Source organism: Paraburkholderia caledonica, from assembly GCF_000383275.1.
GTDB lineage: Bacteria > Pseudomonadota > Gammaproteobacteria > Burkholderiales > Burkholderiaceae > Paraburkholderia > Paraburkholderia caledonica.
On sequence record NZ_KB911038.1, the window covers coordinates 64,750 to 80,799 of the forward strand.

Below are 16,050 nucleotides of genomic sequence, written 5' to 3' on the forward strand. Positions count from 1 at the left end.
CGATGCGTCGGTATCCGAAGCTTCGCGTCCAACAACCGAGGGTAACAAATCCGGCGCAGTTGCGTGAACAACGCTGACACAAAACGGTATTGTGAAAATAACGGAGACAGCACATATGAGATCACCCATTGGAGTCGGGCACGCGCTTCCCCTTGCAATCGTTGTCGCTCTCGGTCTGAGCGCCTGCCACGGCGACCACGACGACAGCACGCCCCAGCCGCAAGCCAACGTCCTGCCCAGCTTCATCGCGGGCACCGTCAGGACACAGTCATATGACGGCAATAGTGACGACCTGCTCACGGCCGGACTCGGTAAAACTGGCCTCGCTTCAGCCAGTGTTCCCGCGATTGCAAACGCCGCGCAACCGACAGCGGCGGAGCTGCGCCGACTCGCGATCTGGTCGAACTATCGCGCGCTCGTCGACATGAGTAGCAATGGCGGCTATGGGCGCTTCTGGGGTCCCAATATCGATGTGAACGGCAACGACACGTTGGGCGAAGGAAAGATAGCAGGCAAGGAATACCTCGCTTTCGCAGACGACGGCAGCGGTAAGCAGAATGTCAGCGTGCTCGTGCAAATTCCGGCGAGCTTCAATGCGGATCAACCGTGCATCGTCACGGCAACGTCATCGGGTTCTCGCGGCGTGTATGGCGCGATCTCCGCGGCCGGCGAGTGGGGTCTCAAGCACGGCTGCGCGGTCGCCTACACAGACAAAGGCTCGGGCAACGGCGCGCACGAACTGTCGACGAATCGCGTGACGCTGATCGACGGCACGTTGCAGGACGCGAATGCCGCAGGCAACGCGAGTCTCTTCACGGCCAACCTGGGCAACACGGATGCCGCCACCTACAACAGCCAGTTCCCTAACCGGTACGCGTTCAAGCACGCGCACTCGCAGCAGAACCCGGAGCAGGACTGGGGCAAGAACACGTTGCAGGCGATCAAGTTCGCGTATTGGGCACTCAACGATTCGTATGGAACGTTGAACGGCTCGACGCGCACGGTACGCTATAACCCGGGCAGCATCACGACGATCGCGGCATCGGTGAGCAACGGCGGCGGCGCGTCGCTCGCAGCCGCCGAGCAGGATACCTCCGGCCTCATCACCGCAGTGGTAGTCGGCGAGCCGCAGATCAACGTGCGAGTGCCTTCGCAAGTGTCGGTGACCCAGGGCGGTGTGCCCGTCGGCGCATTCGGCAAGCCGCTTGCGGATTACATGACGCTCGCGAATCTGCTTGAGCCTTGCGCAGCGCTCGCGCCTGCCGCAGTCGGCGCGCCGTATCTGACGGCGCTGCCGCTTGCCACGACCACCGCGATTCGCACCGCGCGATGCGCGGCGCTCGCGGCCAACGGTGTGATCACGGGGGCGGACACCGTCACCCAGGCAACCAATGCGCTCGCGCTGTTGCATCAGAACGGCTACGAGACCGACTCCGACGTGCTCCATGCGCCGATGTGGGATTCGCAGGCGGTGCCCGCCGTCGCCGTGACTTACGCGAACGCTTATGCGAGAGCGAGCGTGAGCGCGAACCTGTGCAACTTCAGCTTCGGCACGACGAGTTCGACGGGCGCGGCGGGCGTGACGCCGGCTGTGTCGCCCATGCTCACTGTGTTCGGCAATGGCAACGGTGTGCCGCCCACCAACGGTATCAACCTCGTCTATAACGCGGGCACGGCGGGCGCATTCGACCACCGGCTCGCAACCGTCGACGCAAGTTATGCGGGCGCAGCCTGCCTGCGTACGCTGTGGACCAACGGCACGCTGACAACGAGCGTTGAAGCGATCAAGGTGAATGCGAACCTGCATGGCAAGCCCACCATCATCGTGCAAGGCCGGGCCGATGCGCTGGTGCCGATCAATCATGCGTCGCGGCCCTATGTCGCAACGAACCAGCTGCTCGAAGGCGGCGCGAGCAAGCTCTCGTTCTATGAAATCACGAACGGCCAGCACTTCGACGCGTTCCTCGGCGTGGCGGGCTTCGACAACCGCTTCGTGCCGCTGCATTACTACAACATTCAGGCGCTCAATCTGATGTGGAGCCATCTGAAGAGCGGCACGCCGCTGCCGCCGTCTCAAGTGGTTCATACGGTGCCGCGCGGCGGCTCACCGGGCGCTGCGCCCGTATTGAACGTCGCCAACTTGCCGGCGATTGCGGCCAACCCTGGCGGCAATGCCATCACGGTGTCGAACGGGGTGGTGAACGTGCCGAACTGATGGCGGCTGTGTGTCGATAGCGGACCACGCGCGCGGTGTCTGATCGCGCGTGTGGCCGCTAGTTTGAATACCAGGCCGGGTATGAACGATGCTACCTGTATTCGGAGTCAAGCGCGTTCAGAGGACAGCCGATGCAGTTCGACTACAAGCATTTCCACATCGATTGCCGCGCACGCCACGCCGACGAAGGCGTCTACTACGCGCGCGCGAAAATCACTCGCATACCGCGGAAAAACGAGCATTTCCGGTCGCACGATTCCGGCGACATCGACGCTTTCTCGAACGAGGCCGATGCGATCGCCTGCGCAAGGTCGTGGGCAATCGAATGGTGCGATGAGGCGGCCGATGCCGTGTCGGGAACGGCGTCGAAATAACTTGCGTTGCAGGAGGAACCGCCGTGGCGAGGCTGCGCATTGCGACATTCAACATCAACGGAATCCGTTCGCGCCAGGCCGCGTTGCTGCAATGGCTGGAGCGCGAAGCGCCTGACATTGTCTGCTTGCAGGAACTGAAGGCCGCCGATAGCGCGTTTCCCGCCGACGCATTGCGCGAAGCGGGCTACCACGCCATCTGGCACGGCCAGAGCGCGTGGAACGGCGTTGCGATTCTGTCGAAGGGCGAGCCGCCGCTCGAAAGCCGCCGTGGCTTGCCGGGCTTCGAAGAGGACACGCATAGCCGCTATCTGGAAGCGGCCGTCGACGGCGTGCTGGTGTGCTGCCTCTATCTGCCCAACGGCAATCCGCAGCCCGGTCCGAAGTTCGAGTACAAGCTCAAGTGGTTCGACCATCTGATCGACCATGCGGCGAAGCTGCTCAAGAGCGGACATCCGGTCGTGCTGGCCGGCGACTTCAACGTCGTGCCCACCGACGAAGACATCTACAACCCGCGCTCATGGCTGAAAGACGCGCTGTTGCAGCCGGAAAGCCGCGAACGTTACCGGCGTCTCATCGCGCAGGGATGGACGGATTCGCTGCGCACGCATTTCGGCGAGGAGCGGGTCTATACGTTCTGGGATTATTTCCGCCGGCACTGGGACACCAACTCCGGCTTGCGCATCGACCATATTCTGCTGAGCCCGGACCTCGCGCCGCGCTTGCGCGACGCGGGCGTGGACCGCTGGGTGCGCGGCGAGCCGCATGCGAGCGACCATGCGCCGACATGGGTCGAGTTGGACATGGGCGCGTCGCGTCGCAAGACACGCAGCTGAAGCACGCGTCTTGCGACTGGCGGTGACGCATCGATGCGCGGGGTAACGCTAGCGAACTATCGTCGCGCCCGGAGCCGGATGCATGCGCGCTGCGACGGCCGGGATAGCCGAGCTGGCAGGCACGTTTTCATCGATCGACGTACGTCCGCCGTCGTGGAAGAACGCCTGCTCCGCGGCCTTGTTCATCACGAGAATGCTGATGCGCCGATTGGTCGGTTCGTCCACGACATTGCTGTTGAGCGGCAGTACATCAGCAAGACCGCGTACCTGCAACAGCTTTTCGACGTGCATGCCGCCTGCCACCAGCGCGCGCCGCGCGGCATTCGCGCGCTCGGAAGAAAGCTCCCAGTTCGAATAGCCGACCGGTCCGCCTGTGTATGCCACGGCGTCGGTGTGCCCCGCGATCGAGATGCGGTTCTCGACGTCGTTGAGTGCTGCGCCGATCTGCGTGAGTATCGCGACCGCGTAGCTCTGCAGTTTCGGACTGCCCGATGCGAACATCGGGCGGTTCTGCGAATCGACGATCTCGATGCGCAATCCTTCGTTCGTGATCGAAATGCGGATCTGGTCCTTGAAGGCCTTCAACGCAGGACTCTGTTCGATCAACGAGACCAGCTTCTCTTTCAGTTGCTGCAAGCGGGCCGTGTCAGCGGGCGCGACGGTCGGCGCCACGTTCACAGGAGTGGCCGGTTCGATCTGGGTTTTCTTGCCGTCGCCGGGGCGCGTGTCCGAGATGTCGCGGCCGCCGCCTTGCACGATGCTCGGCCGTGCTGCGGCCGTGCCTTCGTTGCCGCCGAGCAGGCTCGATAACGGCGTGTTGAAGTAATCTTCGATGCCTTGCTTGTCGAACTTCGACGTCGAGCCGAGCAGCCACATCAGCAGGAAGAACGCCATCATCGCAGTGACGAAGTCGGCATACGCGATCTTCCACGCGCCGCCATGATGCCCACCGTGGTCGTCGCCCTTTTTCGAGCGGCGCACGATGATCGGCGGCGGCGCCTCGTCCTGGGAGCCGCGTGACCTTCTTTGCGTCATGACGCGGCTCCCTCGGTGGCCGGCTTCGGCGATTTGGTCGCGCGCACGGCGTCGTCGAGTTCCTGGAAGCTCGGGCGATCGGCGGTGAACAGCACCTTGCGGCCAAACTCCACGGCGATGGGCGGTGCATAGCCCGACAGCGAGGCGAGCAGCACCGCCTTCACGCACTGGAACGGCTTCGCTTCGGCACGGCCCTTTGCGTTGAGCAGATCGGCGAGCGGACCGATAAAGCCATACGCGAGAAGAATGCCGAGGAACGTGCCGACCAATGCACCCGCGATCATCTCGCCGAGCACGGCGGGCGGCGCGCCGACCGAGCCCATGGTGTGAACCACGCCCATCACGGCGGCAACGATGCCGAAGGCAGGAAGGCCGTCGGCCATCTTCTGGATTGCATTGGCCGCCACCGAAGCTTCCGCGTGATGCGTGGCCAGTTCTTCATCCATCAGGTCCTGTACTTCGAGCACGTTGACGTTGCCGCCCGACATCATGCGCAAATAGTCGACGATAAAATCCAGCAGATGATGGTCGGCGAGGACGTGCGGATACTTCTGGAAAATCACGCTTTCTTCCGGCGCAAAGACGTCGGCTTCGAGCGACATCATGCCTTCCTTGCGTGCCTTCTGAAGCAGCTCATAAAGTAGAGCGATCAGCTCCAGATATTTTTCCTTTGTGTAACCGCCGCCCTTGAAACATTTAGGAATCGCCTTGAGGGTTTTCTTCAATGTCGAAGTCGGATTGCTCACTACGAATGCGCCAATTGCCGCGCCGAAAATGCATAGCAATTCGAACGGTTGAAGGAGCGCCGGCAAATGGCCGCCCACGCCAAGAAAGCTCCCAAGGACGGAGCCGATCACCAACAGCCAGCCAATCGCAACAAACATAAATTCTCCATAATCTTGCGCGCCGCACGTTGTGAGAATGAACCCCTGATCAAGGGCATTTGCGTGCGTCACTGAATTTCCGCATGTACTGGTAAACGGCTCGAAAGGGTGATTGCTGAAGAGCGCGAAGCAACCGGAATTCAAATATTGCGGGGCCCGCTCGCGCATTCATTCGGCATCGGTAAAAGCGCCCGCACCTTTTTACCGGTTGCTCTGCTAGCATGCAGTGCGACCCGCGTCAGGGCTCCTCGACGGTGAACTCTCAAGACGAACGAAGATGACTATGAAAGCCAGCACCATTGCGGAGCGCGAGGCCCGCGGCCGTGCCGCCCGCGAAAAATCGAAGCGGTCGAGTCATAAAACGGTCGGCGCATTAGACCGCGATCCAATCGACCTTATTAAGCAAAGCAGCGAAGGCCGTGTGCAGAACCTCGTGCCGTTGCGCTATGGGCGCATGGCCGTGTCGCCGTTCACGTTCTTTCGCGGCACCGCGAACCTGCAAGCTCACGATCTAAGCCAGGTTCACGACAGCGGCCTGACCATGCCGATCTGCGGAGACGGGCATCTGATGAACTTCGGCGGCTTCGCGACGCCCGAGCGCCAGCTGGTTTTCGACCTGAACGATTTCGACGAAGCGTCGGTGGGTCCATTCGAATGGGACCTCAAGCGCCTTACCGCCAGCCTCGTGCTGGCCGCGCGTCACATGCGCCTGAGTCGCGGCACAGCCGAGCATCTGGTGATGACCGCCGTGAGCGAATACCGCAATCGCATGGCGCAATACGCACAATGCGGCGCGCTGGAACTCTGGTATGAGCGCATTACCTTCGACCGCATGGCGGAGACGGCGCTGTCGCCGGAGCGCCGCCGCGCGGTGCGCCGCGGGATGGAGAAGGCCGCGAGCCGCACGCACGAAAGTCTGTTCGAAAAGATGGCCGAGCATGACGGCGAGCGCTGGGTGATTCGCGATGCGCCGCCTGCGCTTTTTCACGTGCTCGGCTCGAACACGCTCTTCACATCCGAAGAGACCGATGAACTGAAGGGCTCGCACGGACACAAGATACTCGACGGCATGTGGAGCGAGTACATGAAGACGATGTCGCATGACCGGCGCGAACTGCTTGGTCAGTTCAGCGTGCAGGACATCGTATTCAAGGTGGTGGGCGTGGGCAGCGTGGGGACGCGCTGCATGGCGGTGCTGCTCGTCGATCCCACGGGCAAGCCGCTCTTCGTACAGATCAAGGAAGCGAGGCCTTCGGTGATCGCCCGCTACTACAAGTCGCCACCGGTCAAGCATCAAGGCGAGCGCGTGGTGCAGGGGCAGCGCATGTTGCAGGCAGCGAGCGACATCTTTTTAGGCTGGGCGACGAGTTCGCTCGGCCGGCATTACTACTTCCGTCAATTGCGTGACATGAAGCTGTCGGCGAGCATCGAATTGTTCGACAGCGATCTGCTGGACGGTTACGCGAGGCTATGCGGCTGGGCGATGGCGCGTGCCCATGCAAAGGCGAGCGGCCAGGCGGTCGAAGTGAGCGCTTATATCGGGCGCGGCGATCAATTCGCCGAGGCGCTGGCAGCTTACGCGGCGAGTTACGCCGATCAGGTGGAGCGCGACTACGATGTCTTCGTCAAGGCATGTCGAAGCGGTGTTATCGAGGCGCGCTCGGACGAAGACATGGCGGCGGATTTTCACATGTGAATCAACGCAGTGAATCCACACTGTCAAGCGTCGACCCTCGCCTCGCGCAACGTCACGAAGCGCAAGTTCCTGTTGCGAGCCGCTTCTATGACACGTGGCAGCACGGCGAGAATCAGCGGCTTACCGTCGGCGGTCAGCGCGGCGTTGCCGTCGTGCAGCAGCAGTATGTCGCGCGGCGCGAGACCGTCGAGCAGCCTGCGCGTGACGACTTGCGGATCGCGTTCGCGTGTGTCGTAGCCGCGCCGCGTCCATGCCGCTAGCCGCAAATCGAGCTTGCGCAGCACCGGCTCCAGAAAAATATTGCGCAGGCCTGCCGGCGCGCGAAAGAACATGGGCCGCTCGCCGCTGAGTTCTTCGAGCGTGCGTTGCGCGGCATCTATCTCGCGCAGAAGCGCGCCCGGAAACGTCACGGAAAACGTGTGCACGTGAACCTGCGAATGGTTTTCGAGCGCATGACCACGCGCGACGATCTCGCGTGCGAGTTGCGGATAACGCCGCGCCTTTTCTCCTATGCAGAAAAACGTAGCGCGCACGTGCAGCGCATCGAGCAGGTCGAGTACTTGCGGCGTGACTACGGGATCTGGACCGTCGTCGATAGTCAATGCGATTGCATCCGCGTTGCGGGCGGCAGCGGGCAGGCGCGTCCAGTTCGGACCCAGCAGCGACGTACGCGGCAGCAGACCGGCCACGGTAAATACAGCGTGATTCGCGAAGATCGCTGCGAGCCACCACGGCCATGCGCGGGGTACCAGCAGCCATGCGGCCAGCACGAAGACGTGCCATGCGGCGGTGGCGGTGAGCATCGCGGGATAGCCGGTCTGAGGCCAGCGGCGCAGCGGTGGCGCTCCAGCGTCGTGGGGCGTGGAGAGTTGGTTCATAAAGCGTGCTTCCGGTAATTGCGCGGGCAAGCAGGGCACCGCGCGCAACGTCGAACGATACCATTGATGCGCGGACCGGCAAGCTCGCGGACAGGAACCGCAATGAAAGCGCGCCGGTTGCATGATGGAAGCTCTCGCAGGCGGCATTTGTGATCGACCGTCCGCTGCGGTATGGTTCGAAACAGGTGCCGAACAATGGTGCAGGAGCGATGGTGCGGGGCGGCCCTTCATTCATGAAACAGGGAGACGAGCGGTGACGGTGACGGGAATCAGAAAGGTGGCATTGGTAACGGGTGCGGGCAGCGGCATCGGCCGTGCATGTGCGGTGCGTCTCGCGGAGCATGGGTATAGCGTGGTGCTTGCGGGCCGTCGTCAGGCTGCGCTCGACGCCGTAGCCGAGCAGGCGCGCGCCGTGGGCGGAGAAGCGGCCGCGGTGCCTTGCGACGTGACGGACGCGAACAGCGTCGACGCGCTGTTCAACACGGTCCGCGAACGCTATGGCCGGCTCGACTTGCTGTTCAACAACGCTGGGCGCAGCGGCTCGCCGGTCGACATCGACGAACTCGACATAAACGAATGGCGTTCGGTGGTCGATACCAACCTCACCGGTGTGTTCCTCTGCACGCGCGCGGCATTCGGTCTGATGAAAACGCAGAATCCGCGCGGCGGGCGCATCATTAACAACGGTTCGATTTCGGCGCACGCGCCGAGGCCGAACAGCATTGCCTACACAGCGACCAAGCACGCGGTCACGGGCCTCACGAAAGCCGTGTCGCTCGACGGCCGGAAATACGACATCGTGTGCGGGCAGATCGATATCGGCAACGCGGCCACGGAAATGGCCGAGCGCATGGCGCGCGGCGTGCCGCAGGCGAACGGCGAGATCGCGGTCGAGCCGTTGATGGACGTGCAGCATGTCGCAGACGCCGTGCTGCACATGGCGCAATTGCCGCTGTCGGCGAACGTCCAGTTCATGACCATCATGGCGAGCAAGATGCCGTTCGTCGGGCGCGGCTGACGGCCACCCGCGCCGAGCGCGGCGCGGGAGATCAACATATACTGAGCGCTTTCCTTCTTCGCCTTCGCTGCCTCGCATTGCGTGCGTTCCGAGCATGTTCACGTGAAGTCATCAGCCGTGCCCCAAGCCAGCACCGTGGACGATCCAAAGCCCGCACCGCCGGTGCAGCCCGACCTCGAGGATTGTTGCCATAGCGGCTGTAGTCCGTGCGTGTTCGATCTTTATGACGACGCGCTGGAGCGCTACCGCGTCGCGCTGGCCGAATGGGAAGCGCGGCAGGCGCAACGTGCGGCGGTCCCAATCCAGGCGGCGAAGCGCGGCGTGCGCAAGCGCCGGTGAAGCACCGTCGCGCGCTTTTACGCCGCCGCAGTCATCAGTGATCCCGTCATGACCGACCTTTTTTCCGCGCCACTCGAACCCTTCAACGAATCGCACACCCTCGACGATCTGCACGACTTCGTGCAGCGCTATCCACGGCTCTTCGTTCTGACGGGCGCGGGCATCAGCACGGATTCCGGCATTCCCGGCTATCGCGACGACAACGGCGAGTGGAAGCGCTCGCCGCCCATCACGCTGCAGGAATTTCTCGGTACGGACGCAATGCGCCGGCGTTACTGGGCGCGCAGCATGGTCGGCTGGCCGGTCGTTGCACAGGCGCAGCCCAACGCCGCACATGTCGCGCTTGCGCGCCTCCAGGGGGCAGGCCATGTGCCGACGCTCGTCACACAGAACGTCGACGGATTGCATCAGCGCGCGGGTAGCCGCGACGTGATCGAATTGCACGGCGGCATAGACGGGGTCGTTTGTCTTGATTGCGGCACGCAGCATTCGCGCGCGTCGATCCAGCAGACGCTCGAGGCGGAAAATCCCGCGCTGCTGAGCGTGACCGCCGAAACTGCCGCCGACGGCGATGCGCATCTCGAATGGCACGCGCTCGAAGCGTTTCGCGTTCCGGCGTGCACGAATTGCGGCGGCTTGCTGAAACCGGCGGTGGTGTTTTTCGGCGAAAGTGTGCCGCGCGAGCGTGTCGAGGCGGCTTCGCATGCGCTCGATGCCGCGGACGCCGTGCTGGTGGTCGGCTCGTCGCTGATGGTCTATTCCGGCTATCGCTTCTGCGTGTGGGCGCAAAAGCAGCGCAAACCAGTCGCCGCGATCAATCTCGGGCGCACGCGCGCCGATCCGCTGTTGTCGCTGAAAATTGCGGCGCCATGCGCCGATACGCTGACCGCGTTGGCCGGCCGTCTCGCGGTAGATTGAACTGCGGCTCGGCACCAATACAAGCGAATGCAAGCTATGCAACCCGATCCAACGCAAACGATCCACACTACATCCACATGACCGAACCTGTTCCGTCGATGCGGCAACATTCGCCCTCCGCCGAGCGCAATCGCGAACCGATCCTCGCCGTCTTGCGCACGGCGTTGCCGGCCACGCGCCGCGTGCTCGAAATTGCGAGCGGTACGGGTCAGCACGCAATGTACTTTGCCGGCGCGATGCCCGGACTGGACTGGCAACCGACCGACGCCGACGCGCAAGCGCGCGAGTCGATTGCCGCATGGATCGCGCACGGCGCGCCGCCGAACGTGCGCGCGCCGCTTGCGCTCGACGTGCATCAGGCCGACTGGGGCGTAGGCGTGCTCGATGCGGTGGTCTGCATCAACATGATTCACATTGCGCCGTGGAGCGCGGCGCAAGCGCTGTTCGCGGGCGCGAGCCGCCATCTCGCTCGTGGCGGTGTACTGTATCTGTACGGCCCTTACAAACGCGGCGGCGCGCACACGGCGCCAAGCAACGAGGCTTTCGACCGGCAATTGCAAAGCCGCAATCCGGCGTGGGGCGTGCGCGACATGGAAGCGGTCGTGGCGCTCGCGGCATCGGAGGCATTCACGTGCGACGAGCCGGTCGCGATGCCGGCCAACAATTTCAGCCTCGTGTTCCGAAAGCGCGAAGCACAGGCGCATTGAACGCGCGGAAAGGGCGCAAAGCCGTGTTGCGTGCCCGTTAACGAGCGGCAAACCGGCATTTCTTTTATGCTTTCACCCTCGACGTCCGGCCGACGTTCTTTCCGGCGCGGCGTCACGACACTTTTGGACACTGGAGAATTCACATGGGCAAACAGGCAATCGGCGTGGTGGGGCTGGCGGTCATGGGCCGCAATCTGGCGCTCAACATCGAAAGCCGCGGCCACGCGGTGTCGGTCTACAACCGTAGCCGCGAAAAGACCGACGAACTCATCGCCGAATATCCGGACAAGAAGCTGGTGCCGGCGTTCACGCTCGAAGAGTTCGTGGAGTCGTTGGAAAAACCGCGCCGCATTCTGCTCATGGTCAAGGCCGGCGAGCCGACCGACGCGACCATCGCATCGCTCAAGCCGCTGCTGGAAAAGGGCGACATTCTGATCGACGGCGGCAACACGCATTTCACCGACACGATCCGCCGCAACCAGGAGCTGGCGAAGGCCGGCCTGCACTTTATCGGCACCGGCGTGTCGGGCGGCGAGGAAGGCGCGCTGAAAGGTCCGTCGATCATGCCGGGCGGGCAACGCGACGCATACGACCTGGTTGCGCCGATCCTGACCGAGATCGCCGCAAAGGCGCCGGACGGCGAGCCGTGCGTCGCCTACATGGGCCCGGACGGCGCTGGCCATTTCGTGAAGATGGTGCATAACGGCATCGAATACGGCGACATGCAACTCATCGCCGAAAGCTATGCGGTCCTGAAGCAGGTCGTCGGCCTGTCGAACGAGGAACTCGGCAAGGTCTACACCGAGTGGAATCAGGGCGAGCTCGACAGCTATCTGATCGAAATCACCTCGAAGATTTTCAGCAAGAAAGACGAGGAAACCGGCAAGGATCTGGTCGACGTGATCCTGGATCGCGCGGCGCAGAAGGGTACCGGCAAGTGGACGAGCCAGAATGCGCTCGACCTCGGCGCGCCGTTGCCGCTGATTACAGAGGCCGTGTTCGCGCGCGTGCTTTCGTCGCTGAAAGATCAGCGGGTTGCCGCAAGCAAGGTGCTCGACGGGCCGAGCGCGAAGCCGCTCGGAGCTGAGCGCGAAGCGTTCATTGAGTCGGTGCGCCGTGCGCTGTACTTCAGCAAGGTGATCTCGTACGCGCAAGGTTTCGCGCAGTTGCGCGCGGCTTCGGAAGAGTACAAGTGGGATCTGGATTTCGGCACAATTGCCAAGATCTTCCGCGCCGGCTGCATCATCCGCGCGCGCTTCCTGCAGAAAATCACCGACGCCTACACGAAAGAAAAGACGATCGCGAACCTGCTGCTGGACCCGTACTTCCGCGATATTGCGAGCAACTATCAGTCAGCGTTGCGCGAAGTGGTCGTCGCCGCAATCAATGCGGGCGTGCCGGTGCCGGCGTTCGCGTCGGCGGTTGCATATTTCGACGCTTACCGCTCGGAGCGGTTGCCCGCAAACCTCGTGCAGGCGCAGCGCGACTTCTTCGGCGCGCATACGTTCGAGCGTATCGACAAGCCGGGCAGCTTCCACGCGAACTGGAGCTGAAGCGCTGTAACCCCCCAGCGTCGCGCCCGGAGCATGCTGGGCGCGACGCTGGAGGGATTGAAATGCCTGGCTGGCATTATTGCTGCGAGCGTCGGTCATTTCGACACTGACAGGATTCGGACACCGACTATTGCAATTTCCGGAATAGAGTTTCGTCGTTTTAGGGGTTTCCCCTAGATGTTCTCGCTCCTAAACTTCTATTTAAGCGCTAGGGACAACAAAGCCCGAAGCGAATCACAACAAGTTCTGGAGGTTATACATCATGAAGACTCTTATCTCTGCCGTAGTCGTCGCCGCTGCTGTTTTCGCCGCTCCTGTCGCTTCGTTCGCTCAATCGAACCAGCCGGTCACGCGCGCTCAAGTTCGCGCCGAACTGGTCCAACTCGAGAAGGCTGGCTACAACCCGGTCGGCGACCATGTTGACTACCCCGAAAACCTGCAAGCTGCTCAAGCACGTGTCGACGCTCAGAACGGCACCGCGCAAGCCGCGGCTCAAGTGGCCAACAGCGGTTATGGCGCGCCGATCGCAGGCAGCTCGCAAGCAGGCCGCGCGGTCACGACCGATCGTAGCTCGGTTTATTTCGGCAACTAATCTGGTGGTCGAGCGGCGCCGAATCGGGCAGCCGTTCGCGTAGAAGCCAACCGGAGGCGCCGCCTGACTGACAGGTGGCCGCCGATACAAAAACGCCGTCAAGGTTTTTGCCTTGACGGCGTTTTTCTGTTTACCGCTTCGAGGACGCATGGCGCGTGGCAAGCGTTGCTGCACCGCGCGCCTTCTTCGTGCTCTTCGTGCCGGAACCAGGCGATTCACCGAGTCGGCAAATGTGGATCGCTTCGTTGCTCGTCAGATTGAGCTGCTGCATCTGCCGATGCGCCTTGTTCAGATGCGCCTGCGCGGCCACGCGTTGAGCTTCGAGCTGGGACACTTCCTTGCGCACCTGATGCTGCCGGGTCGACGCCGCCTGCTCTTGTGCGCTACGCCGCTGCAAATCGCTGCGTAGCCGTTCGGCTTGCGCTTCAGAGCGAGCAATCTGGCGGGCCAGCTGTTCGTTCTGCGCCTCCAGTTGCGCGCGGCGGGTTTCACAGTCCGAGAGCCGCGTCGCCTGGTCTTCGAAATGATGGAAGGCCGCTTCGGCGGCTTCGAGGTCGGCGGCTTTCAACGCGCGCCAGAGCGCGCCGTCCTGATAGAGCGCGACGTAGTACGTGACCTCCTTCGCATGAAACAGCAGGCTCACCGAATACGCGAAGCTGCGAAACACGCGAAACGGCATGAGCGCCTCTTCTTCGGCGAGCCATTCGACTTCGGCCGTATTCGCAATCTGCACGCCACGCGCGCTCACCTGCGACGGCACGGTCTGCACGGGCCGCAATGTCAACACCGGACGAGCGACGCCGCGCGCCACAGCCGCCTGCGCCGGGTCGGATGCGAATCCGGACGGAGCATCGGATGAAAGTGCAGACGAAAGCGCGGACGGCGCGTCGGACGCCGTCTCCGGCGACGCGTCGTCGGCATCGTCGGGCGGGACGGGCGCGCTGGCATTGTCCTGCGCGACCCTGACGACATGCGATGGGCCTGCCAGCACGCTACGGCGGTTAAGGAGACTTTTCACGGCGGTTCCTCCAGTTGACTCGCCCGAAGGGCCAGACGGCGCCGGCAATAAAGCGTTCCGGCTAACTGGCGGATTGGGCGGTGAGCGAAAAGCAATGGCTCAGCGGCGCGAGTGAGTGGATGCCACGGTTGCGCCGGGGCTGCGCGTGCCTGCGGATGTCGTCCGCGTGCGCAGTCCTAATGCAGGGTGCGATGCCGGCCTATGTCCGCGAATAACGCGTGGCTCGGCTCAAGCGCAAGCAGCCACGATTCGTCGTAGCCGCTCAGAATGTCGAGCGCCTCACGCAGACGCTCGATGGCCAGCGCGGGAATTTCGACGCGCGCCTCCACGCCGCCCGACAATCCCGCGATACTCGCAAGTTGCACGAGTGCGTCGGCGGCCTCGGCCACATCGGCGGCAAAAACCAGATGCGTGTTCAACAATTCGGCCAGTCCAGGCGACGCGGCCACGTCGTCGACATTGAGTTGCACGGCGAGAAATGTGGCTTTGTTCATCGTCGACTCCATGCGGGATCCGGTCGTTTCAGTCCACGCCCCGTCGGCGCAGCAAGGTTGAGTATAGGTGAGCGTCCAGAGGTTTCAATGATCACATCATTGCCGCGGCACTCGCTGACTGGGCGTGGAGCGCGTGTCGCGCGACTTATAATGAGCGTTCAAAAAGCTGCCCGGCAGCGCCCGGCGTGCGCTGCGTCCATGGCCGATTGCGACTGGCGCAAAGGGCTCTCTCTCTACCAAATGCGTTAGCGACCATGAAGATCATTCGCAGCAGGAGCTTCACCGCGACGCGCCCGTGGGGCGCGCTCGACATTGCCAACATGGGCGGCATCACGACACGTCTGCATTGGACGGATCAGCCCTACAAGTGGCACGTGAACGACGGCGAAGAAGTGTTCGCCGTGCTGGATGGCCGCGTCGAGATGCGCTATCGCCAGGACGGCGTGGAGCAGGCGGCAATTCTTGAAACGGGCGATGTGTTCTATGCGTCCGTGGGCACCGAGCACGTGGCGCATCCGATCGGCCCGGCGCGCATTCTCGTGGTAGAAGCCGAGGGCAGTGTTTAGGTTTGCAGGCGCGGTGATGTACGAGGTTGCAGTGTGCTGACCCGCGAGCGGTACGGCAATTGCTATGGGCATCGATCAAGACGATCGATCAGAAGCTCGAATCCAAAAAATGTCGAGGACAAATCACATGATGAGACCATGGCAACTGAAGGGGACCCGTTTGCTGGCGACTGCCGCGCTAGGCGTGATACTCAACGGCTGCGTGAGCGCGCCGTGGGACAACACGTCGTTCTACGGCAACACACAGTCCCGACCCACCACGCTCAGCACGGTGCCCGTGCCGGCGGGTTTCTATCGCGTCAATCCCGGCGATACGCTTGCCGGAGTTGCATCGGCTTATGGACACAGGCCGCAGGACATCGCGACCTGGAACGGTCTGCCGGTCAATGCGGCCGTTGCTCCTGGGCAGGTGCTGCGCGTTGCTCCGCCGATGGCGTCCGGCAGCGTCGCGGCGCCGCCCGTCGCTGCGGCGCCGAGCACGCCCGCAGCGCCGGCCGCGCCCTCAGCACCAGCCGCACCCACGGCGGCGGCGCCGCCGCAGCAGGGCGTGCTGCAATGGCCGTTGCGGGGGCCGATCCTCAAGACCTTCGCCGCAGGCAGGTCGAACGGCATCGTGATCGGCGGACGACCAGGCGACCCCGTCAAGGCAGCCGCCACCGGCCGTGTGGTCTACGCGGGTTCGGGCATCGAGGCGTACGGCCCGCTCATCATCATCAAGCACGACGACTCGCTGATCACCGCTTACGGCCAGAACAGCACGCTGCTCGTCAAGGAAGGCGATGCGGTTGCGCAGGGCCAGACCATCAGCGAAGTCGGCGTGGATAGCCGCGGCGTCGCGTCGATCCAGTTCGAGGTTCGTCAGAATGGCCAGCCGGTCGATCCGCTCGCATGGCTGCCTAAGTCAGGCGGGTAGGCGCGGTTGAGCCTCGC

Annotated in this window: 17 protein-coding genes; 12 read left to right on the top strand and 5 right to left on the bottom strand. The window is 63.1% G+C overall.

All coding sequences use genetic code 11. The annotated features are described in order from the left end of the window. Positions 1-115 precede the first annotated feature (115 nt). From H281_RS0115650 to H281_RS0115660, 3 genes are all read left to right on the top strand, one after another. Positions 116-2,215 (top strand): D-(-)-3-hydroxybutyrate oligomer hydrolase, encoded by a 2,100-nt coding sequence (locus H281_RS0115650; protein ID WP_020068073.1) that lies wholly within the window; start codon positions 116-118, stop codon positions 2,213-2,215. 131 nt (positions 2,216-2,346) lie between these two features. Beyond that, the gene (locus H281_RS0115655) at positions 2,347-2,589 is read left to right on the top strand and encodes a hypothetical protein (protein WP_020068074.1); all 243 of its coding nucleotides are present in this window, start codon (positions 2,347-2,349) and stop codon (positions 2,587-2,589) included. Between the two features lie 23 nt (positions 2,590-2,612). Beyond that, positions 2,613-3,422, top strand: coding sequence for an exodeoxyribonuclease III (locus tag H281_RS0115660; protein ID WP_020068075.1), 810 nt, complete (start codon positions 2,613-2,615; stop codon positions 3,420-3,422). 48 nt (positions 3,423-3,470) lie between these two features. On the opposite strand, the gene motB is transcribed toward H281_RS0115660, so the two are convergent. Together motB and motA are read right to left on the bottom strand one after the other, a co-directional pair. Then, a complete protein-coding gene (gene motB, locus H281_RS0115665) occupies positions 3,471-4,457 on the bottom strand; it encodes a flagellar motor protein MotB (protein WP_020068076.1) in 987 nt (328 codons plus the stop codon). Beyond that, complete coding sequence (gene motA, locus H281_RS0115670; protein WP_020068077.1) at positions 4,454-5,341, bottom strand: flagellar motor stator protein MotA; 888 nt, start codon at positions 5,339-5,341, stop codon at positions 4,454-4,456. The genes motB and motA overlap by 4 nt, the downstream gene beginning before the upstream one ends. Positions 5,342-5,624: 283 nt before the next feature. Here motA and H281_RS0115675 point away from each other — a divergent pair, with 283 nt between their 5' ends. Continuing rightward, complete coding sequence (locus H281_RS0115675; protein ID WP_027804638.1) at positions 5,625-7,037, top strand: DUF2252 domain-containing protein; 1,413 nt, start codon at positions 5,625-5,627, stop codon at positions 7,035-7,037. Between the two features lie 23 nt (positions 7,038-7,060). On the opposite strand, the gene H281_RS0115680 is transcribed toward H281_RS0115675, so the two are convergent. After that, a complete protein-coding gene (locus H281_RS0115680; protein WP_020068079.1) occupies positions 7,061-7,915 on the bottom strand; it encodes a polysaccharide deacetylase family protein in 855 nt (284 codons plus the stop codon). Positions 7,916-8,168: 253 nt separating this feature from the next. On the opposite strand from H281_RS0115680, the gene H281_RS0115685 reads away from it, so the two are divergent. The 6 genes from H281_RS0115685 to H281_RS0115710 all read left to right on the top strand — a co-directional run bounded on the left by H281_RS0115685 (position 8,169) and on the right by H281_RS0115710 (position 13,042). Further along, a complete protein-coding gene (locus H281_RS0115685) occupies positions 8,169-8,933 on the top strand; it encodes an SDR family oxidoreductase (protein ID WP_020068080.1) in 765 nt (254 codons plus the stop codon). Positions 8,934-9,035: 102 nt separating this feature from the next. Further along, positions 9,036-9,272: an oxidoreductase-like domain-containing protein gene (locus H281_RS34680; protein ID WP_033379581.1), complete on the top strand. Its 237-nt coding sequence runs from the start codon at positions 9,036-9,038 to the stop codon at positions 9,270-9,272. A gap of 48 nt (positions 9,273-9,320) precedes the next feature. After that, the gene (locus H281_RS0115695; RefSeq protein ID WP_020068082.1) at positions 9,321-10,190 is read left to right on the top strand and encodes an NAD-dependent protein deacetylase; all 870 of its coding nucleotides are present in this window, start codon (positions 9,321-9,323) and stop codon (positions 10,188-10,190) included. A gap of 77 nt (positions 10,191-10,267) precedes the next feature. Then, positions 10,268-10,897, top strand: coding sequence for a DUF938 domain-containing protein (locus H281_RS0115700; RefSeq protein ID WP_020068083.1), 630 nt, complete (start codon positions 10,268-10,270; stop codon positions 10,895-10,897). A 143-nt stretch (positions 10,898-11,040) separates the two neighbouring features. Further along, the gene (gene gndA / locus H281_RS0115705) at positions 11,041-12,450 is read left to right on the top strand and encodes an NADP-dependent phosphogluconate dehydrogenase (protein WP_020068084.1); all 1,410 of its coding nucleotides are present in this window, start codon (positions 11,041-11,043) and stop codon (positions 12,448-12,450) included. Between the two features lie 262 nt (positions 12,451-12,712). Then, positions 12,713-13,042, top strand: coding sequence for a DUF4148 domain-containing protein (locus H281_RS0115710; RefSeq protein WP_020068085.1), 330 nt, complete (start codon positions 12,713-12,715; stop codon positions 13,040-13,042). Between the two features lie 130 nt (positions 13,043-13,172). Here the strand turns inward: H281_RS0115710 and H281_RS35430 are convergent, their stop codons facing one another. Further along, complete coding sequence (locus tag H281_RS35430) at positions 13,173-14,060, bottom strand: DUF2968 domain-containing protein (RefSeq protein WP_241077888.1); 888 nt, start codon at positions 14,058-14,060, stop codon at positions 13,173-13,175. A 176-nt stretch (positions 14,061-14,236) separates the two neighbouring features. Continuing rightward, positions 14,237-14,554, bottom strand: a complete 318-nt coding sequence (locus tag H281_RS0115720; RefSeq protein WP_020068086.1) for a hypothetical protein — start codon at positions 14,552-14,554, stop codon at positions 14,237-14,239. Positions 14,555-14,808: 254 nt separating this feature from the next. Between H281_RS0115720 and H281_RS0115725 the strand changes: the two genes are divergently transcribed. Beyond that, positions 14,809-15,120, top strand: a complete 312-nt coding sequence (locus tag H281_RS0115725; protein ID WP_020068087.1) for a cupin domain-containing protein — start codon at positions 14,809-14,811, stop codon at positions 15,118-15,120. A 127-nt stretch (positions 15,121-15,247) separates the two neighbouring features. Next, positions 15,248-16,033 (top strand): peptidoglycan DD-metalloendopeptidase family protein, encoded by a 786-nt coding sequence (locus H281_RS0115730; RefSeq protein ID WP_020068088.1) that lies wholly within the window; start codon positions 15,248-15,250, stop codon positions 16,031-16,033. Positions 16,034-16,050: the final 17 nt, after the last annotated feature.

Excerpts from the sequence above, each read along its gene's own strand:
- H281_RS0115650 (WP_020068073.1), top strand. The coding sequence starts at position 116 with ATGAGATCACCCATTGGAGTCGGGCACGCGCTTCCCCTTGCAATCGTT.
- H281_RS0115655 (WP_020068074.1), top strand. The coding sequence starts at position 2,347 with ATGCAGTTCGACTACAAGCATTTCCACATCGATTGCCGCGCACGCCAC.
- motB (WP_020068076.1), bottom strand. The coding sequence starts at position 4,457 with ATGACGCAAAGAAGGTCACGCGGCTCCCAGGACGAGGCGCCGCCGCCG.
- motA (WP_020068077.1), bottom strand. The coding sequence starts at position 5,341 with ATGTTTGTTGCGATTGGCTGGCTGTTGGTGATCGGCTCCGTCCTTGGG.
- H281_RS0115675 (WP_027804638.1), top strand. The coding sequence starts at position 5,625 with ATGAAAGCCAGCACCATTGCGGAGCGCGAGGCCCGCGGCCGTGCCGCC.
- H281_RS0115680 (WP_020068079.1), bottom strand. The coding sequence starts at position 7,915 with ATGAACCAACTCTCCACGCCCCACGACGCTGGAGCGCCACCGCTGCGC.
- H281_RS0115695 (WP_020068082.1), top strand. The coding sequence starts at position 9,321 with ATGACCGACCTTTTTTCCGCGCCACTCGAACCCTTCAACGAATCGCAC.
- H281_RS0115700 (WP_020068083.1), top strand. The coding sequence starts at position 10,268 with ATGACCGAACCTGTTCCGTCGATGCGGCAACATTCGCCCTCCGCCGAG.
- gndA (WP_020068084.1), top strand. The coding sequence starts at position 11,041 with ATGGGCAAACAGGCAATCGGCGTGGTGGGGCTGGCGGTCATGGGCCGC.
- H281_RS0115710 (WP_020068085.1), top strand. The coding sequence starts at position 12,713 with ATGAAGACTCTTATCTCTGCCGTAGTCGTCGCCGCTGCTGTTTTCGCC.
- H281_RS0115720 (WP_020068086.1), bottom strand. The coding sequence starts at position 14,554 with ATGAACAAAGCCACATTTCTCGCCGTGCAACTCAATGTCGACGACGTG.
- H281_RS0115725 (WP_020068087.1), top strand. The coding sequence starts at position 14,809 with ATGAAGATCATTCGCAGCAGGAGCTTCACCGCGACGCGCCCGTGGGGC.
- H281_RS0115730 (WP_020068088.1), top strand. The coding sequence starts at position 15,248 with ATGATGAGACCATGGCAACTGAAGGGGACCCGTTTGCTGGCGACTGCC.